Consider the following 22,339-nt stretch of genomic DNA (forward strand, 5'->3'; position numbering starts at 1 on the left):
CCCGATCTGATAAGGAGTCCCATGCGCCTGATTCGCATGCTGTTACTGACCGTACTGAGTTTTACCAGCGTTGCCGTTATGGCCGACGATGAAGTCGCCGTGCAGCGTCTGACCGAGCTGCTCAACCAGGCGCAGACCATCAACGCGCGCTTTTCCCAACTGACCCTGGACGGCAGCGGCACCCAGCTGCAGGAAACCGCCGGCCAGCTCGCGCTAAAGCGCCCAGGCCTGTTCCGCTGGCACACCGATGCGCCGATGGAGCAGCTGCTGGTTTCCAATGGCGAGAAGGTCTGGCTGTATGACCCGGACCTGGAACAGGTGACCATCCAGACCCTCGATCAGCGCCTGACCCACACCCCGGCGCTGCTGCTGTCCGGCGATGTGTCGAAGATTCGTGAGAACTTCGAGATCAGCCACACCGAAGGCGGCAACGTGGTCGATTTCATCCTCAAGCCAAAATCCAAGGACACCCTGTTCGACAGCCTGCGCCTGTCGTTTCGCAACAAGGTGCTCAACGACATGCAGCTGATCGACAGCATCGGCCAGCGCACCAACATTCTGTTTCTCAACGTGAAAATGAATGAGCCGCAGGACGACGCGCAGTTCACCTTCGAAATCCCGGCCGGCGCGGACGTGATTCAAGAGTAGAAAGCTCAAAGCAGAGGCGTTAAACCGCAGTCATGGATCTGTTTCGCAAGGCTCCCGTCGCTCAACCCCTGGCTGCCCGGCTGCGTGCCGCCAGCCTGGATGAGTATGTCGGCCAGGAGCACTTGCTGGCCCGCGGTAAACCCTTGCGGGAAGCCCTGGAGCAGGGCGCGCTGCATTCGATGATCTTCTGGGGCCCGCCGGGCGTCGGCAAGACCACCCTGGCGCGGCTCTTGGCCCAGGTTTCCGATGCACATTTCGAGACGATTTCCGCCGTGCTCTCCGGGGTCAAGGAGATTCGCCAGGCCGTGGAAGTCGCGCAGCAGCATGCCGCGCAATACGGCCGGCAGACCATCCTGTTCGTCGATGAGGTACACCGCTTTAACAAGTCGCAGCAGGATGCCTTTCTGCCCTATGTGGAAGACGGCACGCTGATCTTTATCGGCGCCACCACGGAAAACCCCTCGTTCGAGCTGAACAACGCCTTGCTCTCACGGGCTCGCGTGTATGTGCTGAAAAGCCTCGACGAAGCGGCGCTGCGCAAGCTGGTTGAGCGCGCCTTGAACGACCCGAAAGGCCTGGGCGAGCGCCAGCTACGCCTGCCGGAAGACAGCTTCAAGATTCTCCAGGCCGCCGCCGATGGTGATGGTCGGCGCCTGCTCAATTTTCTGGAAAACGCCGCGGATCTGGCCGAAGACGGCAGCGAAATTGGCAGTGAGTTGCTACTCAATCTGCTTGGCGATACCCGTCGGCGTTTCGACAAGGGCGGCGAAGCCTTCTACGACCAAATATCGGCGCTGCACAAATCCGTGCGCGGCTCCAGCCCGGACGGCGCGCTGTACTGGTTTGCACGCATGCTCGATGGCGGCTGTGATCCGTTGTATATCGCCCGGCGTGTGGTGCGTATGGCCAGTGAGGATATTGGCAACGCCGACCCGCGCGCGCTGACCCTGTGTCTGAATGCCTGGGATGTACAGGAGCGTCTGGGCAGCCCGGAGGGTGAGCTGGCCGTGGCCCAGGCGATTGTCTACCTGGCCTGTGCGCCGAAAAGCAACGCGGTGTACAACGCCTTTAAGGCCGCCATGCGCGATGCCGCCGAACATGGCTCGCAGGAAGTGCCGCTGCACCTGCGCAACGCCCCGACCAAACTTATGAAGCAGCTGGGCTATGGCGACGAGTACCGCTACGCCCACGATGAGCCCGATGCCTATGCGGCGGGGGAAGATTACTTTCCCGACACCTTCGAGCCACGCGAGTACTACCAACCGGTGCCACGCGGCCTGGAGTTGAAAATTCGCGACAAGCTGCAGCACTTGAAGAGCCAGGACCGCAACAGTCCACGGCAAAGGAGAAAACCATGATCGGCGTGGTATTGGCGGTAGCCCTGGGCGGCATGCTCGGCACGCTGTTGCGCTTCGTAACGGCCAACTGGGTCAGCGCAAACTGGCCGCAGCACTTCTACGGTGCGACCCTGGCGGTGAATATTCTCGGTTGCCTGCTGATCGGCTACCTGTATGGCCTGTTCCTGCTGCGCCCTGAGCTGCCGCTGGAGTTGCGCGCGGGGCTGATTGTGGGGTTTCTCGGCGGCCTGACCACCTTTTCATCTTTTTCCCTCGACACCCTGCGCCTGCTGGAAAGCGGTCAGCTACCGTTGGCCATGGGCTATGCGGCAATCAGTGTGTTGGGCAGCCTGCTTGCTACCTGGGCGGGGCTTAGCTTGGCGCGCCTGTGTCAGTAATGGCGCTGCTAATAACAGCGTTACCGATTGGCGCTTCCCCCCGCTAAAGCCTTAAACTGCGCGGCATTGCGCGTCATGGCCAAGGCCATGCAAACCCTTGTGATGTGTTGAGACCAGAACATGCTCGATTCCAAACTCGTTCGTACCCAGCTCCATGACGTGGCCGAGCGCCTGGCCACCCGTGGCTTTGTCCTCGATGTTGCGCGTTTTGAAGCGCTTGAAGCCCAGCGCAAGATGCTGCAAACCCGCACCGAGCAGCTGCAGGCCGAACGTAACAGCCGTTCCAAATCCATTGGCCAGGCCAAGCAACGCGGTGAGGACATTGCCCCGCTGTTGGCCGAAGTGGACCAGATGGGCAGCGATCTGGAGCAGGGCAAGCGTGACCTCGACAGCATCCAGAGCGAACTCGACACCCTGCTGCTGAATATCCCCAACCTGCCGCACGAGTCGGTACCGGTCGGTGAGGACGAAGAGGGCAACGTTGAGGTGTCGCGCTGGGGCACGCCGCGCAGCTTCGACTTCCCAATTCAGGATCACGTCGCCCTCGGCGAGCAGCACGGCTGGCTGGACTTTGAAACCGCCGCCAAGCTGTCCGGCGCACGCTTTGCCGTACTGCGTGGCCCGATTGCCCGCATGCACCGCGCTCTGGCGCAATTTATGATCAACCTGCACACCAGCGAGCATGGCTACGAAGAGGCCTACACGCCTTATCTGGTGCAGGCCCCGGCGCTGCAAGGCACCGGCCAGTTGCCAAAGTTCGAAGAAGATCTGTTCAAGATCAGCCGCGAAGGCGAGGCGGACCTGTATCTGATCCCAACCGCCGAAGTGTCGCTGACCAATATCGTCGCTGGCGAAATTCTCGACCCCAAGCAATTGCCGCTGAAGCTTGTGGCGCATACTCCGTGCTTCCGTAGCGAAGCCGGCGCATCGGGTCGTGATACCCGCGGCATGATCCGTCAGCACCAGTTCGACAAGGTCGAGATGGTGCAGATCGTCGAGCCGAGCAAATCCTTTGACGCGCTGGAAAGCCTGACTGCCAACGCCGAGCGCGTATTGCAGCTGCTCGAATTGCCATACCGCAAACTGGCGCTGTGCACCGGTGATATGGGCTTCGGTGCGGTGAAGACCTACGACCTGGAAGTCTGGGTGCCGAGCCAGGACAAATACCGTGAGATTTCCTCGTGCTCCAACTGCGGCGACTTCCAGGCGCGCCGCATGCAGGCGCGCTACCGCAACCCGGAAACCGGCAAGCCCGAGCTGGTGCACACCCTCAACGGCTCCGGCCTGGCGGTGGGTCGCACCCTGGTCGCTGTGCTGGAGAACTACCAGCAGGCCGATGGCAGCATCCGCGTGCCCGACGTGCTGAAACCCTATATGGGCGGTATTGAACTCATCGGCTAAGCCAGGTTCCAGTTATTTGCGACGGGGCGGCCAGTGCCGCCCCGTGTTGTTTATCCGACCGAGAGCGTGCGTCATGGATTTTCTGCCCCTGTTCCACAAACTGCAGGATCGCCTGGTACTGGTGGTTGGTGGCGGTGAAGTCGCCGTGCGCAAAGCGCGTTTGCTCAGCGATGCCGGTGCGACGCTGCGGGTAGTGGCGCCGGATATCCGTGAGGAATTGCGCGAGATGGCTAGCGCCCGTAATGGCGAGGTGCTGCTGCGCGATTATCAGTCGGCGGATTTGCACGGTGTGGCGCTGATTATTGCCGCCACCGATGACGAACCGCTGAATGCGCAGATATCGGCCGAAGCCCAGGCCCTTGGGATTCCGGTCAATGTGGTGGATGCGCCGAAGCTGTGCAGCGTGATTTTTCCGGCCATTGTCGATCGCTCGCCGTTGATCGTGGCGATTACCAGCGGCGGTGATGCACCGGTGCTGGCACGCCTCATTCGCGCCAAGATTGAAACCTGGATTCCCGCCACCTATGGCCAGCTAGCCGGCTTGGCCAAGCGCTTTCGTGCCCAGGTCAAGGGGCTGTTTCCCGATGTGCAGCAGCGCCGGGTGTTCTGGGAGGATGTGTTCCAGGGCCAGGTCGCCGAAAGCGTGTTCGCCGGCAAACTGCAGGAAGGTCAGCGTCTGCTGGAAGAGAAGATCGCAGGGATTGCGCCACGGACCTTGGGCGAGGTGTATCTGGTCGGCGCCGGGCCGGGTGATCCTGATCTGCTGACCTTTCGCGCTCTGCGCCTGATGCAGCAGGCCGACGTGGTGCTGTATGACCGTTTGGTGGCACCGGCGATTATCGAGCTGTGCCGCCGCGATGCCGAGCGCATCTATGTCGGCAAACAGCGTGCCGCGCATGCCGTGCCGCAGGAGCAGATCAATCAGCGTCTGGTCAGCCTGGCCAAAGAAGGCAAACGCGTGCTGCGCCTGAAAGGCGGTGACCCGTTTATTTTCGGTCGCGGCGGCGAGGAAATTGAAGAACTGGCCGCCCACGGCATCCCTTTCCAGGTGGTCCCGGGCATCACCGCCGCCTCAGGTTGCGCCGCCTACGCGGGTATTCCGCTAACCCACCGTGATCATGCGCAGTCCGTGCGGTTTGTCACGGGTCATCTCAAGGATGGCAGCTGTGATTTGCCCTGGAGCGAGCTCACAGCCAGCAGCCAGACCCTGGTGTTCTATATGGGCCTGGTGGGCTTGCCGATGATCTGTCAGCAACTGATTGCCCATGGCCGCGCGGCAACAACCCCTGCGGCATTGATCCAGCAAGGCACCACGCAGAACCAGCGGGTGTTTACCGGCACCCTGGCCAATCTGGCTGAACTGGTGGCGCAGCATGAAGTGCATGCGCCGACCCTGGTGATAGTCGGCGAGGTGGTGCAGCTGCGGGAGAAACTGGCCTGGTTTGAAGGGGCTCAGGCCAGCGTCTGATTGCGCGCGGCCCATAGCTGGGCGGCGCGCATCAGGGCTTGTTCGCGCGGCTCGCCAAGGGCGCGCAAGGCCAGGGCCATGGTGCTGATGACGGCAAGCTGGCCGTAATCATCGGCCACTTCACCGCGCCAGAACGCTGCCAGATGAGCGGGCTGCAGGGATTCGGGTTTGACGTGGCGCTGCGCCGACAGCGCCGGCCAGTCCTCATCCCAGTTGGCGCCATTAGCCGTGCCATACAGGTGGCTGGTGGCGTCCGGGTTGATCTCGATTTCACCGCCTTCGCCCTTGATCACCACCGCGCGATCGCCGAGCAACTGGCTGGCTTCGCGGTGCACCGCCTGATAACCCGGATGAAAGATGCTCTGCAGGCCGCAACGTGCGCCCAGCGGATTGAGGATGCGCGCCAGGGAATGAATCGGTGAGCGCAGGCCGAGGATATTGCGCAGGTCGATCATCCGTTGCAGTTGCGGCATCCAGTCGCCCAACGGGATAAACGCCAGCTGCTGTTGCGCCAATGCCTGCTCGACGCTCCCCCAGTTGCGGCACAGCGGGATATGCAGGGTGTCGAGTAACTGCTCGCTGTACATGCGCCCGGCGGTGTGCGGGCCGCCGCCATGCAGCAAGATGCGAATGCCGCTACCGGCCAGGGCTTTGGCGGCCAGCAGGAACCAGGGCAGGTGGCGTTTCTTGCCGGCGTAGCTGGGCCAATCCAGATCGACCTGAATCGCCGGTGCCTGCAGGCGCGCACGTACGGCTTCGGCAAAACCGGCCATCTCCTCGGCGCTTTCCTCCTTGTGCCGCAGCAGCATCAGAAAGGCGCCTAGCTGGCTTTCTTCGGCCTGGCCGTCGAGCAGCATGCCCATGGCGTCGCGGGCTTCCTCGCGGGTCAGGTTGCGCGCGCCGCGCTTGCCCTTACCGAGCATGCGTACAAATTGCGCGAAGGGATGTTCCGGCGGGGTTACAAGGTTCATAGGCAATTGCTCGGCTTGGGCAGGCCCGCCAGCTTGGCGGCAAGTTTGGCGGGAGCGCCATTGAACAGGCGATTGAGGTTTAGGCTATTGCCTTTCTCGGGGCCGAGTTTGACGGCAATAAATTTGATCAGTGGGCGATTGGCCGGCGACAGCTGAAACTCGTCGTAAAAGCTGCGTACCAGCCAGAGAATTTCCCAGTGATCGGCGCTCAGACTGATGCCTTCACGTTGTGCCAGGGCGTGCGCAGCGGCTTCAGACCAATCGGTGAGGTCGAGTAGATAGCCGTCCTTGTCCAGAGCCAGGCGGCGGCCCTCAACATTCAATGCCGTCATAGCCAGGTGTTTACCTTGTCGTATTGGCAGCTCAGGGCGACGAATGCGGGGTAATCGACCAATGTAAGGCGGGCAGGGTGCGCAAGGCCGCGCGCTTGCACATCTTCATCCAGGGCATACAGCGCGATGGCTTCGGGCATCAGCTCCAGCGCCTGGCGCTGCGCGCTGCCGGCCTGCAAGGCATACACCGCATCACCACACAGCAGCAGAGCATCCTGGCTGCCGAGCAGGCGCAGGCAACTGCTCAGGCGGCTATCGGTAAAGGGCGAGTGTGAGAGTACGTGCAAGGTAGCCATCAGAGCGTAATCACCTGGTCGTAACGGTCAATCAAGGCGCTTAGCCCGGCATCATCCAGGTGTTCGACGGCGAGGCTGCTGGGGTGGTCCTGCAGGCCGCGTTCTTCCAGGCTGCGCTGGGCAACATAGAGCGCCTCGACACCAAACATCGGCAGGGCCTTGAGATTGGCGCCGAGGTCTTTCTGCTGCAGGCTGAGCGGTTGCTGCGCACCGTTCAGCTGGAATACCCCGTCATCGAGAAACAGCAGGCCAACCGGCAAATCGAAGGCGCCGCCGGCCAGTGCGATATCCAGCGCTTCCCGTGCACCGGGGCCGGACCAGGGGGCTTGGCGGCTGATGATCAACAGCGATTTACTCATCTCAGGGCCCTCCAAAGCACACCAGGCGATCCGCCAGCTGCGCCGCTTCGTGCAACTGGCCCAGGCCGGAAAGCTCCCAGGGCGCATCCAGGTTGGCGGCGGTGCGCGAGTAGCGCTGCGCTTCATCAGCGTTCAATACGCCACGGCGCAAGGCGGCGGCGATGCACACCACGCCATCCAGTTGCTGCGCGTGCACGAACTCCCGCCATTCACGCGGCAGATCCACTTCATCCTGCGCGCAGACCACAGTGCTCGACGCACTGTGCACGCCGTCCTGATAGAAGAACAGCCGCACAATCTCATGCCCGCCCGCCAATGCCGCCTGCGCAAAGCGCAGCGCGCGGCGCGCGGAGGGTGCGTGAGGAGCAGAGAACAGGGCGATGGCGAACTTCATAGCAAACCTGGCAAGCCAATTTGCCGGAATGATAAAGCCTGAGCCGCCAAGATGCGCGTTGCAGGCAGAAAAAAGACTTGGCAGCAAAAGGCCGCATCACTCAGCGGCCTTTTATTGCTGCGATGTTACGGCTTACTCTTCCATGGCGCCCATGGCGGTGGTGTTGAAGCCGCCGTCGACGTACATGATCTCGCCGCTGACGCCCGAGGCCAGGTCCGAGCAGAGGAAGGCGCCGGCGTTGCCGACTTCATCGATGGTCACGTTGCGGCGCAGCGGAGTCTGCTTCTCGTTGGCCGCGAGCATCTTGCGGAAACTCTTGATCCCGGAAGCCGCCAATGTGCGGATCGGGCCGGCGGAGATGGCGTTGACGCGAGTGCCTTCCGGGCCAAGGCTACCAGCCAGGTAACGCACGCCGGCTTCCAGGCTGGCCTTGGCCATGCCCATGACGTTGTAGTTGGGCATGGTGCGCTCGGCGCCCAGGTAGGACAGGGTCAGCAGGCTGCCGTTGCGGCCTTTCATCATTTCGCGGCCGGCCTTGGCCAGGGCGACGAAGCTGTAGGCGCTGATGTCGTGAGCGATGCGGAAGCCTTCGCGGGTGGTGACGTCGGTGAAGTCGCCGTCCAGCTGATCGCCCGGGGCGAAACCTACGGAGTGAACGATGCAATCCAGGCCGTCCCACTTCTTGCTCAGGGCTGCGAATACCGAGGCGATTTCCTCATCGTTGGCCACATCGCAAGGGAAGCACAGCTCGGCGTTCGAACCCCAATCAGCGGCAAAGCCTTCGACGCGGCCTTTGAGCTTTTCGTTCTGGTAGGTGAAGGCCAGTTCGGCGCCTTCACGGTGCATGGCTGCCGCGATGCCGGAGGCGATGGACAGTTTGCTGGCGACGCCAACGATCAGTACGCGCTTGCCGCTTAGAAAACCCATGGGTGTTGTTCCTCTTCCTGTCTACAAGAATTAACCAGCTGGGACCATAAAGGCTGCTTCCAGCAACTGCTGTGTATAGATGTCCTGTGGCGCGGCAAAGACACGTGCCGCCGGGCCTTGTTCCACCACTTTGCCTTGTTTGACCACCATCACCTGATGGCTGAGGGCCCTGACCACCGCCAGGTCGTGGCTGATAAACAGGTAGGTCAGGTTGTATTTGGCCTGCAGCGAGCGTAGCAGCTCGACCACTTGGCGCTGCACGGTGCGGTCGAGGGCCGAGGTCGGCTCATCGAGCAGGATCAGCGCGGGTTTCAGCACCAGAGCGCGGGCGATGGCGATACGTTGACGCTGGCCGCCGGAAAACTCGTGGGGATAACGGTGGCGGGTTTCCGGGTCCAGGCCCACTTCCACCAGGGCGGCGATAATCGCCTGCTCCTGCTCGGCTGCGCTGCCCATACGGTGGATCTGCAAACCCTCGCCGACAATCTGGCCCACCGACATGCGCGGGCTGAGGCTGCCGAAGGGGTCCTGAAACACCACCTGCATCTGCCGGCGCAGTGGCCGCACCTCATGTTGCGACAGGCTGTCGATGGCCTGGCCCTGGAAGCGGATGCCGCCCTGGCTGCCGAGTAGGCGCAGGATTGCCAGGCCCAGGGTGGATTTGCCCGAGCCGCTTTCACCGACGATGCCCAGGGTATGACCCTGCGGCAGGCTGAAGTTGATACCGTCCACGGCTTTGACATGGTCGACGGTGCGGCGCAGCAGTCCCTTCTTGATCGGGAACCAGACGCGCAGGTTGTCGATTTCCAGCATGGTGTTGCCCGGCGGCTGATCGACCGGGCCGCCAGTGGGTTCGGCGCCCAGCAGTTCGCGGGTGTAGGGGTGCTGTGGGGCTTTAAACAGCGTTTCGCATTCCGCTTGTTCGACGATATGCCCACGCTGCATCACGCAGACGCGGTGGGCAATCCGTCGTACCAGGTTAAGGTCGTGGCTGATCAATAGAATCGCCATGCCCAGACGCGCCTGCAGCTCCTTGAGCAGCTCAAGGATCTTCAGCTGCACGGTGACGTCCAGCGCGGTGGTCGGCTCGTCGGCAATCAGCAGCTCCGGCTCATTGGCCAGGGCCATGGCGATCACCACGCGCTGGCGTTGCCCGCCTGATAGCTCATGCGGGTAAGCCTTGAGGCGCTTGTGCGGTTCGGGAATGCCGACCAGCTCAAGCAGCTCCAGGGTGCGCGCCGTGGCCGCCTTGCCGCGCAGGCCTTTGTGCAGGGCCAGCACTTCGTTGATCTGCTTTTCGATGCTGTGTAGCGGGTTTAGCGAGGTCATGGGCTCCTGAAAGACCATGGCGATGCGGTTGCCGCGAATGCCGCGCAGCGTGTTCTCGTTCAGTTTGAGCAGGTCCTGCCCGGCGTAGTGAATGCTGCCGCTGGGGTGCTGGGCCAGCGGGTAGGGCAGCAGGCGCAGGATGGAGTGCGCGGTGACCGATTTGCCCGAGCCGCTTTCGCCCACCAGGGCCAGGGTTTCGCCACGTTTGATGTCGAAGCTGACGCCTTCCAGTACGCGCTGTTTCAGGCTGCCGCTGACGAATTCGACCGCCAGGTCGCGGACTTCGATGAGGGGGGTGGAGTCGGTCATGTCATTTCCTCGGGTCGAAGGCATCGCGCGCCGCTTCGCCGATAAACACCAGCAGGCTGAGCATCAGGGCGAGCACGGCAAAGGCGCTGATACCGAGCCAAGGTGCTTGCAGATTGGACTTGCCCTGGGCCACCAGCTCACCCAGCGACGGCGCACCAGGCGGCAGGCCGAAGCCGAGGAAATCCAGCGCAGTGAGGGTGCCGATCGCGCCGGTGAGGATGAATGGCATAAAGGTCATGGTGGAAATCATCGCGTTGGGCAGGATATGGCGGAACATGATTGAGCCGTTCTGCATGCCCAGGGCGCGGGCTGCACGCACATATTCCAGGTTGCGCCCACGCAGGAACTCGGCGCGCACTACATCCACCAGGCTCATCCAGGAGAACAGCAGCATGATGCCCAGCAGCCACCAGAAGTTCGGCTGCACGAAGCTGGCGAGGATGATCAGCAGGTAGAGCACCGGCAGGCCTGACCAGATTTCCAGAAAGCGCTGCCCGGCCAGGTCGATCCAGCCGCCATAGAAGCCCTGCAGGGCGCCGGCAAACACGCCGATCACCGAGCTGGCCAGGGTCAGGATCAGGGCGAACAGTACGGAAATACGGAAGCCGTAGATCACCCGCGCCAATACATCGCGGCCCTGGTCATCGGTGCCCAGCAGGTTTTCCGCCGAGGGGGGCGCCGGGGCGGGCACTTGCAGGTCGTAGTTGATGCTGGAGTAGCTGTAGCGGATCGGCGGCCAGATCATCCAGCCGTCCTTTTCCTTGATCAGCTCCTGGATATAGGGGCTCTTGTAGTTGGCCTGCAGCGGGAATTCGCCGCCGAAGGTGGTTTCCGGGTAGCGCTTGAACACCGGGAAATACAGCTCACCGTCGTAGCTCACCACCAGTGGCTTGTCGTTGGCGATCAGTTCGGCACCGAGGGTGACGAAGAACAGCGCAAGAAACACCCACAGCGACCACCAGCCGCGTTTGTGCGCCTTGAACAGCTGGAAGCGGCGTTGATTGATTGGCGACAGTTTCATCTCAACCCTCCCGGCTTTCGAAGTCGATACGCGGATCGACCAGGGTGTAGGTAATGTCGCCGATCAATTTCACCACCAGGCCGAGCAACGTGAAGATAAACAGGGTGCCGAACACCACCGGGTAATCGCGGTTGATCGCGGCCTCGAAGCTCATCAAGCCCAGGCCGTCGAGGGAGAAGATCACCTCGATCAACAGCGAGCCGGTAAAGAAGATGCCGATAAAGGCCGCCGGGAAGCCGGCAATGATGATCAGCATGGCGTTGCGGAATACATGGCCGTAGAGCACGCGGTTGTTGCTCAGGCCCTTGGCGCGGGCGGTGACCACGTACTGCTTGTTGATCTCATCGAGAAAGCTGTTTTTGGTCAGCAGGGTCAGGGTGGCGAAGTTGCCGATCACCAGAGCGGTGACCGGCAGCGCCAGGTGCCAGAAATAGTCGAGCAGCTTGCCGGTAAAGCTCAGTTCGTCGAAGTTGTTCGAGGTCAGCCCGCGCAGCGGGAACCAGTCCCAGTAACTGCCGCCGGCAAACAGCACGATCAGCAGGATGGCGAAGAGGAAGGCCGGGATGGCGTAACCGACGATGATCATCGAGCTGGTCCACACGTCGAAGGCGCTGCCGTGGCGGGTGGCCTTGGCGATGCCCAAGGGGATCGACACCAGGTACATGATCAGCGTGCTCCACAACCCCAGGGAGATCGACACCGGCATCTTTTCGATAATCAGGTCGATGACTTCGGCATCGCGAAAGAAGCTGGAGCCGAAATCCAGTTGCGCGTAACTCTTGAGCATCAGCCAGAAGCGTTCCGGGGCGGATTTATCGAAGCCGTACATGCGCTCGATTTCCGCCACCAGCTCCGGGTCCAGGCCCTGGGCGCCACGGTAGTTGGAGCCGGCCACCGAAACTTCGGCACCGCCGCCGGCGATGCGGCTGGTGGCGCCGTCGAAGCCTTCCAGCTTGGCGATCATCTGCTCCACCGGGCCACCGGGGGCGGCCTGGATGATGATGAAGTTGATCAGCAGAATGCCGAACAGCGTGGGGATGATCAGCAGCAGCCGACGAAAGATATACGCCAGCATCTTATTGCTCCACGTCTGTGCTGGGCTGGGCGGCCGCTTCGTCAACCGCTGCTTCTGCTGATGGCGCACGCGCCCACCAGGTGTGCAGGCCTATGTCGTATTGCGGCGTCACTTTGGGGTGTTCGAAACGGTTCCAGTAGGCCACGCGCCAGGTCTTGATATGCCAGTTGGGCACCACGTAATGGCCCCACAGCAGCACGCGGTCGAGGGCGCGAGTATGGGTGATCAGACTCTTGCGCGAGTTGGCATTGATCAAGCCCTCGACCAGCTTGTCCACGGCCGGGTCTTTCAGGCCGATAAAGTTACGGCTGCCAGGGTTGTCGGCGCTGCTGGAGTGCCAGTATTCACGCTGCTCGTTACCCGGCGAATTGGACTGGCCAAAGCCGCCGACGATCAGGTCGTAATCGCGCGAACGCAGGCGGTTGATGTACTGAGACACATCCACGCGGCGGATCACCAGCTCAATACCTAGATCGGCCAGGTTACGCTTGAACGGCAGCAGCACGCGCTCGAACTCGGTTTGCGCCAGCAAAAACTCGAAGCTTACCGGCTGACCCGTGCTGTCGAGCATCTTGTCGCCATCCACACGCCAGCCGGCTTCCTGCAGCAGCTGGTAAGCACGGCGCTGCTGTTCACGGATGATGCCGCTGCCGTCGGTGACCGATGGCAGGTATTCGTCGGTAAATACCTGCGGCGCAATCTGGGCGCGCAATGGCTCCAGCAGCTTCAATTCGTCGGCGGAGGGCAGGCCGACGGAGGCCAGTTCGGAGTTGTCGAAGTAGCTGCGCGTGCGCGTGTAGGCGCCGTTGAATAGCTGGCGATTGGCCCATTCGAAATCAAACAGCAGACCCAGGGCCTCACGCACGCGGCGGTCGCTGAACAGCGGGCGGCGGGTGTTGAAGATAAAGCCCTGCATCCCCGTGGGGTTGTGGTTGGTGATCTCTTCCTTGATCAGTTGGCCATTGGCCACGGCGGGGGTGTTGTAGGCGGTGGCCCAGTTCTTTGCGCTACTTTCCAGCCAGTAGTCGAATTGCCCGGCCTTGAGGGCTTCCAGGGCCACGGTGTTGTCGCGGTAGTAGTCGACCTGCAGGGTATCGAAGTTGTAGAAGCCGCGGTTGACCGGCAGGTCCTTGCCCCACCAGTCCTTGACCCGCTCATAGCGGATCGAACGGCCGGCCTGCACATTCGCCACCTTGTACGGGCCGCTGCCCAGGGGGATTTCCAGGTTGCCTTTACTGAAGTCGCGCTCGGCCCACCAGTGTTTCGGCAGCACCGGCAGCTGACCGACGATCAACGGCAGTTCGCGATTGCCGGCATGCTTGAAGATAAAACGCACGCGCTGGGTACTTTCGACTTCAACCCGGTCAACGTCGGCGTAATAGCCGCGGTACATCGGTGCGCCTTTGCTCATCAATGTATCGAAGGTGAATTTAACGTCCTCGGCGGTGACCGGCTGGCCGTCATGGAAGCGTGCTTCGGGGCGCAGGTAGAAGCGTACCCAGGCGTTGTCCGGGGCTTTCTCGATTTTCGCGGCGAGCAGGCCGTATTCGGTAAAGGGTTCGTCCAGGGCGTGACGGGTCAGGGTGTCATAGATCATGCCGATGTCGTCGGCCGGCACGCCCTTGTTGATAAAGGGGTTGAGGCTGTCGAAACCGCCAAAACCGGCCTGGCGCAGGGTGCCGCCCTTGGGTGCATCTGGGTTTACGTACTCGAAGTGCGTGAAGTTGGCCGGGTACTTGGGTGGTTCGTCATACAGGGTTTGCGCGTGCTTGGGGCCGGCCAGGGCCAGGCTGGCAACGCCAAGCAGGGCAATGCTGCTGACGTGGATAAACAGGGCGCGCAATGCATGGGTCATTCAGCGTTCTCCATGGATTTCAGCCACCAGCTACGCAGGCCCAGGGTGTAGGGCGGCGTGGTGACGAAGGCAAATCGGTTGCGGTAAGCCAGGCGGTGGTAATCGATATACCAGTTCGGGATGCTGTAGTGCTGCCACAACAGCACCCGGTCCAGGGCACGGGTGGCGGCAATTTGCTCGTCGCGGCTCTGCGCCGACAGGAGTTTTTCGATCATGGCGTCGACCACCGGGTGAGTGACGCCGGCGTAGTTTCTGCCGCCTTTGATCTTGGCCTGGGACGAGTGGAAATACAGCGACTGTTCCAGGCCGGGGCTGAGGGTTTGCGGCAGGGTCAGCAGAATCATGTCGAAGTCGTATTGATCGAGGCGCTGCTTGTACTGCGCGCGGTCGACGGTGCGCAGGTTGGCCTGGATGCCAATGCTGGCGAGGTTTCTGGTAAAGGGTTGAAGAATACGTTCAAGGTTCGGATTGACCAGCAGTATCTCGAAGCGCAGCGGTTGCCCATCACTATTGAGCAGGTGTTGACCGGAGGGCTTCCACCCGGCTTCGGCCAATAGACCGAGGGCGCGGCGCAAGGTTTCCCGCGGGATGCCCCGGCCATCGGTTTGCGGCATGCTGAACGGTTCACTGAACAGGCGCGCCTGCAATTGCTTGCGGTAGGGCGACAGCAGCAGCCATTCCGCGCCTTCCGGCTTACCGCGGGCCGAGAACTCGCTGTTGGGGTAGTAGCTTTTGGCGCGGGTGTAGGAGCTATTGAACAGGGCGCGGTTGGCCCATTCGAAGTCGAACATCAAGCCCAGGGCTTCGCGCACCTGGCGCTCGGCAAACACCGCGCGGCGGGTGTTCATAAACAACGCCTGGGTCTGGGTCGGGATCTGGTGGGGGATCTCGGCGCGGATCACCTCGCCACGGCTCAGCGCCGGGAAGCGATAGCCGTTGGCCCAGTTCTTCGCCTGCTGCTCGATGTAGATGTCGAATTCGCCGGCCTTGAATGCCTCGAAGGCCACATGGCTGTCGCGGTAGAACTCCACATCGACCCGGTCGAAATTGTATTTGCCACGGTTGACCGGCAGCTTGGCGCCCCACCAGTCCTTGACTCGCTCAAACCTCAGGCTGCGTCCGGGGCTGACCTGGGTGATGCGGTAGGGCCCGCTGCCCAGCGGCGGCTCATAGGTAGTGGCCTTGAAGTCGCGGCCTTTCCAGTAGTGTTGCGCCAGCACCGGCATTTCGCCCAGGCGCAGGATCAGCAGGGAGTTGCCGGCACGCTTAAGCACAAAGCGGATGCTATGGCGATTGAGGATATCGATCCGCTTTACTTCCTGCAGGTTGCTGCGGTACTGCGGGTGACCGTCCTTGAGCAGCAGGCGATAGGAAAAGGCCACGTCATAGGCGGTGATCGGCTTGCCATCATGAAAGCGCGCTTCGGGGCGCAGGTTGAACACCACCCAGCTGCGATCATCGCTGTACTCCACCGACTCGGCGATCAGGCCGTAGCTGGAGGCCGGCTCATCACCGGAAGGGTCATAGGCGCCGGTGCCGACCATCAGCGGCGCATTCAACTCATTGACCCCGTATTGCAGAAAGTTGGCGGTACTGATCGGGCTGCTGCCCTTGAGGGTGTAGGGGTTGAGTGTGTCGAAGGTGCCGTTGGCCATCATCCGCAGCGTGCCGCCTTTTGGCGCTTGCGGGTTGACCCAGGCGAAATGGGTGAAGCTGGCGGGGTACTTCAGCTCGCCAAACTGGGCGTAACCGTGACTTTTATACAGAGTGGCCCAGGCAGATGAACTGATGGCCATGCAGAGAAGTAACGAGAGGAGGGGACGTATCAAGTGAAATATCCGATCCGTGGCGTCTGTGGGCTGCTGGTCAGGCACATTAACAGCTTGTATCAACTGGAAAAAGAGTAGGCGCGGCGCTACGAACCTGTTTACGATCTGCCACGCATTGGGCCTGTTGCTTTACAGGCTCGCTGCCGGTTGCGAATAACGCGCAGCAGCCCTGTGTTGAAGGCGGGGGCAGTACTTACAACGCGTAAACTCCGCTTGCTCTGGATTTTTAACCAGTCGGCGGCTGTTACAACCTGGCAGCCTGCATGAGGTTGACTCGCGAGAGGGTAAACAGCTCCCAAGCAGTAGCGACACCTTGGCTACACTTTATTAATTCACTGCGAGGGCATCATTTTGGTATCAGCCTGCCATGGTTTGCAGTCATGGATTGATCGCTTCAATCAAGCCGAATTACCCGCCCTGGCGACGGTGGTGCAGGATCTGCATCGCCTGACTTCGGGCGATAAATCGTCTGTGCAACAATTAGCCGATGTGCTGCTGCGCGACGCGGCGTTGACCACCAAGGTGCTGCGCATTGGCAATAGCGTGTACTACAACCCCTCCCAGGAACCTATCCGCACCATTTCCCGGGCCATTGTGCTGATCGGTTTCGACAACGTACGGCAGATCGGCCTGTCGGTCAGCCTGATTGACGGCTTGCTGGCACGCAGCTCCCGCGATCAGCTCGCCGAACTGTTGGCACGCTCGTTTCATGCCGCCGTGCAGGCGCGCAACATTGCTGGCTACGTGCTGACAAAAAATGATGAGGAAGTGTTTATCGCTGCCCTGCTGCATAACGTCGGTGAGTTGGCGTTCTGGGGCTGTGCTGGGGATGACGCTGATGATCTGGCCAGCGCCCTGGCGCAGCCGGGGGTGGATGAAGACGAGGTGGTGATGCAGTTGCTCGGCACCAGTTTTCGCCAGCTGAGTTTGGCGCTGGTGAAAAGCTGGAATCTGGGCGACACCGTCAGCCTGGCGCATCAGTCGACCAGCCAGAATGATCCTGCGGTCAAAGCCGTGATCCTGGGGGCGAAGATCAGTCAAGCGGCGCTGGATGGCTGGCATACCCCGGCCATGGAGGCACTGGTCGGCCAGTTGGCCAGTTTTATTGGGGTGACCCCGCAGGAAGCCATGCAGCAGGTGCTGGCCAGTGCCGAGGAAACCGTGAAGATGGCCGCCACCTTCGGCGCCAGCCAGTTGTGCAAGCTGATTCCCAATACCGACCCGGAACAGATTCGCCTGCAGCAGGAACAGCGCAAGGCGCGTCTTTTGCAGCCCAACCTGCTGGTTTTGCAGCAGGCCTTGCAGGATCTCGGGCTGATGGTGTCGCGCCGCGGCGAGCTGGGCCTGGTGCTTGATACCCTGTTCAAGGGGTTGCATCAGGGCGCGGGGTTGGAGCGCATCATGCTGGTGGTGTTGGCGGACGGGCAGAGCTGTTTCCGAGCCAAACGGGTAATTGGTGAAGGCACCGAGAACTGGGGGCGTGACTTTGTGCTGCCGGTGGCGCAATACGAGCAAGCGCATATTTTCAGTTATGCGCTGCGCAATAAAGAGGCGCTATGGATGGGCGTGCCGGCCAGTTACAACCTCAATGAACTGGTCACCCAGCCGATTCGCCAGCGCTTGGGGCAGGGCATGTTCTTTATTGCGCCGCTGTTGGCCGGCACCCGAGAAATTGGCTTGCTATATGCCGACAGCCGGTCATCGGGCCGGTCGTTGAAGCATGAACAGTTTGTCGCCTTTCAACGCTTTACCCAGTTGACCGGGCGCTGCCTGGAAGCGATGAGCAAGAAGGCCTGATCAGTTGGGGCTATACAGGGTCAGGGTCTGCCCTGGCTTGAGCGCCTTGCCGGCTTTCGGGTTCCAGGTCTGCAAGCTCTTCATTGGCACCTTGAAACGCTTGGCTATCAGGTACAGCGAGTCGCCCTGGCGCACCTTGTAATAGGTAGCGCTCTGGCGCGCCGAGCTACTACTGCCGCTAACGGGTTTGCCGGCCTGCAAGGTGAGTACCTGACCGACGCGCAGGCGATTGCCGGACAGCTTGTTCCAGCGCTGCACATCCTTGACGGCAACCTTGTGCTGCTTGGCGATCTGCCAGAGGTTGTCGCCGCTTTTAACCCGGTAGGTACGGCTCGGCGCGCTGTGCGCGACGCTACGCTGGAACACCGGCTCGCGCGCCGCTACCCCGGGTTGGGCGGGAATGCTCAACATCTGGCCGATACGCAGGCTGTTGCTGGAGAGCTTGTTGATGTCCTTGAGGGTGTTCACCGTCAGCTGATGGCGGTTGGCGATGCTGTGCAGGCTGTCACCTGAGCGCACGCGGTACTGCTGCCAGTCGACCCGCTCCTGGGGCTTCATCAAGGATAGATTGGCGGTCAACAGCTCGGCCTTGTCAGTCGGTACCAGCAGGTGCTGCGGGCCGTCCAGGGTGATGCCTTTCTTGAACGCGGGGTTGAGCAGGTACAGCTCGTCTTCATCCAGATCGGCCATGGCGGCGACGCGCGAGAGATCCATGCGTTGGGTGAATACGACTTTCTCGAAATACGGCTCGTTGGCAATCGGCGCGAGGCTGACGCCATAGGCTTGCGGCGTCATCACCACTTGCGACAGGGCCAGCAGCTTGGGCACGTAATTCTGGGTTTCCACCGGCAGCGAGAGGTTCCAGTAATCGGTCGGCAGGCCGAGTTTCTGGTTGCGCTCAATCGCCCGGCTGACACGGCCTTCACCGGCGTTATAGGCGGCCAGGGCCAGCAGCCAGTCACCGTTGAACATTTCCTTGAGACGCGTCAGGTAGCTGATCGCCGCATCGGTCGAGGCCATCACATCACGGCGGCCGTCGTACCAGTTGGTCTGGCGCAGGTTGAAGTTGCGCCCGGTGGAGGGGATGAACTGCCACAGCCCAACGGCATGGGCGTGGGAGTAAGCCAGCGGGTTGTAGGAGCTTTCGATCATCGGCAGCAGGGCCAGCTCCATCGGCATATTGCGCTGTTCCAGGCGCTCAACGATAAAGTGGATATAGGGGCTGCTGCGCTCGCCGGCTTTCTCGATAAACGAGGGGTTGCTGACGAACCACAGGCGTTGCTGCTCGATGCGCGGGTTGAGGGTGATGGTGTCTTGTAGCTGATAGCCTTCGCGCACCCGTTCCCAGATGTCTTTGGGCTCTTCGGGTTCCGGCGCCACGCTGCTGTTGAGCCATTCCGGCTCCTGCTCAAGACCGACCGCGCGGTCGGTGTCACGGCCGCTATCGGGGCGGTACTGGTTGCTGGTCTGGCAACCGGCCAGGGTTATCCCCATGATCACCACAAGCGTCTGCGCGCTTTGTGCCAACGCCTTTAAATTCAGGGTCTTGCGTGGTGATAGAGGCATTGGCGGCGAAGTACTTCCCGGCGAAAAGATCGGGCGATTCTAGGAACCAGCCTGCCATTGGTCAAGTTTTAACCAGTCTTTTGTGTGGTTGTCGAGGTTTAGAAATGGTCCTTCCAGGCGCGTAAAGCGGCGAATACCTGCCCTGGCGAGCGGCTGGCGGGTCCTTCGCGTTCGCTGATGCGGGCGCTGACCGACGGTTGTGCGCTGCGCAGAAAAGGATTGGTGGCGCGCTCCAGACCAATCGAGGAGGGCAGGCTGATTTGTCCGGCCTCGCGCCATTGGCTGACCTGCGCCAGGCGTTGTTGGATTTGCGGATTGTCCGGCTCAACTGCTGCTGCAAAGCGCAGGTTGCTTAGGGTGTATTCATGGGTGCAGAAAACCTGAGTCTGCTCGGGCAGGGCGGCCAGGCGGCTGAGCGAGTGGTGCATCTGTGCGGGGCTGCCTTCGAACAGGCGGCCACAGCCGCCGGCAAACAGGGTGTCGCCACAGAACAGCCAGTGCTGTTCGGGCTGGATATAGGCGATATGCCCGAGGGTGTGACCGGGTACTTCATATATATCGAAACGCAGACCCAGCACGTCGGCCTGGTCGCCGTCGTGCAGTGCTAGATCACGCCCAGGGATCTTCTCGTTAGCCGGACCCAGCACTCGCGCGCCTGTCATCGCCTTCAGTCGTTCGATACCGCCGACATGATCGAAGTGGTGGTGGGTGATCAGCATATCGCTCAACTGCCAGCCGGGATTGGCTGCCAGCCAGGCCTCGACCGGCGCCGCGTCACCGGGGTCGACCACTGCGCAGCGACGCTGCTCGGGGTCTTGCAGCAGCCATATATAGTTGTCGGTGAAGGCAGGCAGGGCGTCGATTTTAATCATGAGCGGGTCGCTAAGCAGGGTACAAAGGTGCATCTTAGGTCTCATCGACGGTGCTGACTACTTGGCACCGTGGCCAATGCAACGGGAGCAGCCTTATGTCCGATCATCCGTTTGCCCACGCAGACAGTGAATGGCTCGACCTTATTGGCGCGGCGCGCAGCTGGCTGAGTGGCCCGCTCGGCCAACTGCTGCTGGCGCAGGAGCGGCAACTGCTGGAAGAGGAGCTGGCACGCTTCTTTGGTGGCTATCTGGTGCATTACGGCCCCACAGCCGATACGCTGCCCGATGCTCAGCAGATTCAGCGCAGCGTGCGCCTGGGGGCGCCGTTCAAAGGGGTGGAGATCGTCTGCGAGGAGCAATCCTGGCCACTGACCGAACACGCCGCCGATGTGGTGGTGGTGCAGCATGGCCTGGATTTCAGCCTGTCGCCCCATGGCCTGCTGCGTGAGGCGGCGCGCAGTGTGCGCCCGGGTGGTCATCTGCTGATTGTCGGGATCAACCCGATGAGCTGCTGGGGCATGCGCCATCTGTTTACCCGCGACGCGCTGCGCCAGGCCCGTTGTATTGCGCCTAATCGGGTCAGTGATTGGTTGCACCTGCTGGGCTTCGCGCTGGAGAAACGCCGCTTCGGGTGCTATCGTCCGCCGCTTTCTGCGCCGGCCTGGCAGGCGCGGCTGGCTGGGCTGGAGCGTCTGGGTGCGGCCTGGCAGCCACCAGGGGGCGGTTTTTATCTGCTGGTGGCCCGCAAGCTGGTGGTGGGGCTGCGGCCATTGCGCCAACCCAGCCGGCAACCGCTGGGCAAACTGCTGCCAATGCCCGTGGCCAAGGTCAGCCGCCGCGAAACGCCACAGAAATAGAACCGGCCAAACTAATTGAGCGAGAGATTGCAGATACATGAGTGAACAGGTCGAGATCTACACCGACGGCGCCTGCAAGGGCAATCCTGGCGTGGGTGGCTGGGGCGCGTTGATGATTTTCAAGGGTGTGGAAAAAGAGTTGTGGGGCGGCGAGGCCGAGACCACCAACAACCGTATGGAAATGACCGCCGCGATTCGCGCCCTGGCCGAGTTGAAGCGTTCCTGCGATGTGCGCCTGGTTACCGACTCGCAGTATGTGATGCAGGGCATTCAGGACTGGATGCCCAACTGGAAGAAACGCGGCTGGAAAACCGCCGCCAAACAGCCGGTGAAAAATGCCGACCTGTGGCAGCAGTTGGATGAGCAGGTAAACCGACATAACGTCACCTGGCAGTGGGTGCGTGGCCATACCGGCCATCCGGGTAACGAACGGGCGGACCAGTTGGCCAATCGTGGTGTGGATGAAGTAAGAGGGTTGAAGCATGCGTAGTGTGGTGCTCGATACGGAGACGACCGGTATGCCGGTGGCCGACGGCCATCGGATCATTGAAATCGGCTGCGTCGAACTGATCGGCCGGCGCCTGACCGGGCGGCATTTCCATGTGTACCTGCAGCCTGATCGCGAGATCGACGAAGGCGCAATCGCGGTGCACGGCATCACCAATGAGGCGCTCAAGGACAAACCGCGCTTCAAGGAAATCGCCGACGAGTTCTTCGAATTTATCAAGGGCGCGCAGCTGATCATCCACAACGCGGCGTTCGACCTTGGCTTTATCAACAACGAATTCGCCCTGATCAAGCAGGACGAGCGCGCCGACATCAGCGAGCACTGCTCGATCCTCGACACCCTGATGATGGCCCGCGAGCGCCATCCGGGGCAGCGCAACAACCTCGACGCGCTGTGCAAACGCTACGGCGTCGACAACTCCGGGCGTGACCTGCACGGCGCCTTGCTCGACGCCGAGATTCTCGCCGACGTCTACCTGACCATGACCGGCGGGCAGACCAATCTATCCCTGGCCGGCGATGGTTCGGAAGGCGACAGCAATGGCCGTCAACAGCCCAGTGCGATTCGTCGCCTGCCAGCCGAGCGCGCGCGTACGCGGGTGATCCAGGCCAGCGCTGCCGAGCTGGCTGAGCATGCCGCGCGTCTGGCGATTATCGAAAAGTCCGCTGGCGCGCCGCCGCTTTGGGTGCAGATGGAGCAGCAAGAAGGCTGACCCTGTCGTGTGAACAGGGTGAAGCCTTGTCTCTCTTGTCGATCCAGGTGGCGCATTTATCCTGCTCATAAAAAAGCC

At 61.6% G+C, this 22,339-nt stretch carries 22 protein-coding genes; 9 read left to right on the plus strand and 13 right to left on the minus strand.

Annotation, left to right across the window (positions count from 1 at the left end; translation table 11 throughout):
- The first annotated feature begins 21 nt into the window (after positions 1-21).
- From lolA to cysG, 5 genes are all read left to right on the plus strand, one after another.
- Positions 22-648, plus strand: a complete 627-nt coding sequence (lolA, locus tag WA145_RS14910) for an outer membrane lipoprotein chaperone LolA (RefSeq protein ID WP_422582330.1) — start codon at positions 22-24, stop codon at positions 646-648.
- Positions 649-680: 32 nt separating this feature from the next.
- Positions 681-2,006 carry a replication-associated recombination protein A gene (locus WA145_RS14915; RefSeq protein ID WP_422582331.1) on the plus strand — a complete coding sequence of 442 codons (1,326 nt, stop codon included), beginning with the start codon at positions 681-683 and terminating at the stop codon, positions 2,004-2,006.
- Positions 2,003-2,383 carry a fluoride efflux transporter CrcB gene (gene crcB, locus WA145_RS14920; protein ID WP_422582332.1) on the plus strand — a complete coding sequence of 127 codons (381 nt, stop codon included), beginning with the start codon at positions 2,003-2,005 and terminating at the stop codon, positions 2,381-2,383. Before WA145_RS14915 ends, crcB begins: the two co-directional genes overlap by 4 nt.
- A gap of 120 nt (positions 2,384-2,503) precedes the next feature.
- Positions 2,504-3,784, plus strand: a complete 1,281-nt coding sequence (gene serS, locus WA145_RS14925; RefSeq protein ID WP_422582333.1) for a serine--tRNA ligase — start codon at positions 2,504-2,506, stop codon at positions 3,782-3,784.
- A 73-nt stretch (positions 3,785-3,857) separates the two neighbouring features.
- Complete coding sequence (gene cysG / locus WA145_RS14930; RefSeq protein WP_422582334.1) at positions 3,858-5,252, plus strand: siroheme synthase CysG; 1,395 nt, start codon at positions 3,858-3,860, stop codon at positions 5,250-5,252.
- On the opposite strand, the gene WA145_RS14935 is transcribed toward cysG, so the two are convergent.
- The 11 genes from WA145_RS14935 to WA145_RS14985 form a co-directional block, all read right to left on the minus strand.
- On the minus strand, positions 5,237-6,223 hold the full coding sequence (locus WA145_RS14935; protein ID WP_422582335.1) for a glycosyl transferase family protein: 987 nt from the start codon (positions 6,221-6,223) through the stop codon (positions 5,237-5,239). The two genes, cysG and WA145_RS14935, sit on opposite strands and share 16 nt — an antisense overlap.
- Positions 6,220-6,555, minus strand: a complete 336-nt coding sequence (locus tag WA145_RS14940; RefSeq protein WP_422582336.1) for a TusE/DsrC/DsvC family sulfur relay protein — start codon at positions 6,553-6,555, stop codon at positions 6,220-6,222. The genes WA145_RS14935 and WA145_RS14940 overlap by 4 nt, the downstream gene beginning before the upstream one ends.
- Positions 6,552-6,851: a sulfurtransferase complex subunit TusB gene (gene tusB / locus WA145_RS14945; RefSeq protein WP_411177453.1), complete on the minus strand. Its 300-nt coding sequence runs from the start codon at positions 6,849-6,851 to the stop codon at positions 6,552-6,554. The genes WA145_RS14940 and tusB overlap by 4 nt, the downstream gene beginning before the upstream one ends.
- On the minus strand, positions 6,851-7,210 hold the full coding sequence (gene tusC / locus WA145_RS14950; protein ID WP_422582337.1) for a sulfurtransferase complex subunit TusC: 360 nt from the start codon (positions 7,208-7,210) through the stop codon (positions 6,851-6,853). The genes tusB and tusC overlap by 1 nt, the downstream gene beginning before the upstream one ends.
- Position 7,211: 1 nt before the next feature.
- Positions 7,212-7,604 (minus strand): sulfurtransferase complex subunit TusD, encoded by a 393-nt coding sequence (gene tusD / locus WA145_RS14955; protein WP_422582338.1) that lies wholly within the window; start codon positions 7,602-7,604, stop codon positions 7,212-7,214.
- Between the two features lie 132 nt (positions 7,605-7,736).
- Positions 7,737-8,531, minus strand: coding sequence for an enoyl-ACP reductase FabI (gene fabI, locus WA145_RS14960; RefSeq protein WP_422582339.1), 795 nt, complete (start codon positions 8,529-8,531; stop codon positions 7,737-7,739).
- Positions 8,532-8,561: 30 nt separating this feature from the next.
- On the minus strand, positions 8,562-10,169 hold the full coding sequence (locus WA145_RS14965) for an ABC transporter ATP-binding protein (RefSeq protein WP_422582340.1): 1,608 nt from the start codon (positions 10,167-10,169) through the stop codon (positions 8,562-8,564).
- Position 10,170: 1 nt separating this feature from the next.
- Positions 10,171-11,190 (minus strand): ABC transporter permease, encoded by a 1,020-nt coding sequence (locus WA145_RS14970; RefSeq protein WP_422582341.1) that lies wholly within the window; start codon positions 11,188-11,190, stop codon positions 10,171-10,173.
- Between the two features lies 1 nt (position 11,191).
- Positions 11,192-12,265: a microcin C ABC transporter permease YejB gene (locus tag WA145_RS14975; RefSeq protein WP_090255855.1), complete on the minus strand. Its 1,074-nt coding sequence runs from the start codon at positions 12,263-12,265 to the stop codon at positions 11,192-11,194.
- A 1-nt stretch (position 12,266) separates the two neighbouring features.
- Positions 12,267-14,120, minus strand: coding sequence for an extracellular solute-binding protein (locus tag WA145_RS14980; protein WP_422582342.1), 1,854 nt, complete (start codon positions 14,118-14,120; stop codon positions 12,267-12,269).
- Positions 14,117-15,946: an extracellular solute-binding protein gene (locus tag WA145_RS14985; RefSeq protein ID WP_422582367.1), complete on the minus strand. Its 1,830-nt coding sequence runs from the start codon at positions 15,944-15,946 to the stop codon at positions 14,117-14,119. Before WA145_RS14985 ends, WA145_RS14980 begins: the two co-directional genes overlap by 4 nt.
- A gap of 375 nt (positions 15,947-16,321) precedes the next feature.
- Here WA145_RS14985 and WA145_RS14990 point away from each other — a divergent pair, with 375 nt between their 5' ends.
- Positions 16,322-17,746, plus strand: a complete 1,425-nt coding sequence (locus tag WA145_RS14990) for an HDOD domain-containing protein (protein WP_422582343.1) — start codon at positions 16,322-16,324, stop codon at positions 17,744-17,746.
- Here the strand turns inward: WA145_RS14990 and WA145_RS14995 are convergent, their stop codons facing one another.
- Positions 17,747-19,312, minus strand: coding sequence for a LysM peptidoglycan-binding domain-containing protein (locus WA145_RS14995; protein WP_422582344.1), 1,566 nt, complete (start codon positions 19,310-19,312; stop codon positions 17,747-17,749).
- Between the two features lie 98 nt (positions 19,313-19,410).
- The gene (gloB, locus tag WA145_RS15000; RefSeq protein ID WP_422582345.1) at positions 19,411-20,184 is read right to left on the minus strand and encodes a hydroxyacylglutathione hydrolase; all 774 of its coding nucleotides are present in this window, start codon (positions 20,182-20,184) and stop codon (positions 19,411-19,413) included.
- A 95-nt stretch (positions 20,185-20,279) separates the two neighbouring features.
- Between gloB and WA145_RS15005 the strand changes: the two genes are divergently transcribed.
- From WA145_RS15005 to dnaQ, 3 genes are read left to right on the plus strand one after another with little or no spacing between them, the layout of a single operon-like run.
- Positions 20,280-21,041: a class I SAM-dependent methyltransferase gene (locus WA145_RS15005; protein ID WP_422582346.1), complete on the plus strand. Its 762-nt coding sequence runs from the start codon at positions 20,280-20,282 to the stop codon at positions 21,039-21,041.
- A gap of 37 nt (positions 21,042-21,078) precedes the next feature.
- Complete coding sequence (gene rnhA, locus WA145_RS15010) at positions 21,079-21,531, plus strand: ribonuclease HI (RefSeq protein ID WP_397493250.1); 453 nt, start codon at positions 21,079-21,081, stop codon at positions 21,529-21,531.
- On the plus strand, positions 21,524-22,261 hold the full coding sequence (dnaQ, locus tag WA145_RS15015) for a DNA polymerase III subunit epsilon (protein WP_422582347.1): 738 nt from the start codon (positions 21,524-21,526) through the stop codon (positions 22,259-22,261). Before rnhA ends, dnaQ begins: the two co-directional genes overlap by 8 nt.
- Positions 22,262-22,339: the final 78 nt, after the last annotated feature.

It is taken from the genome of Pseudomonas sp. (assembly GCF_049301935.1).
GTDB lineage: Bacteria > Pseudomonadota > Gammaproteobacteria > Pseudomonadales > Pseudomonadaceae > Aquipseudomonas.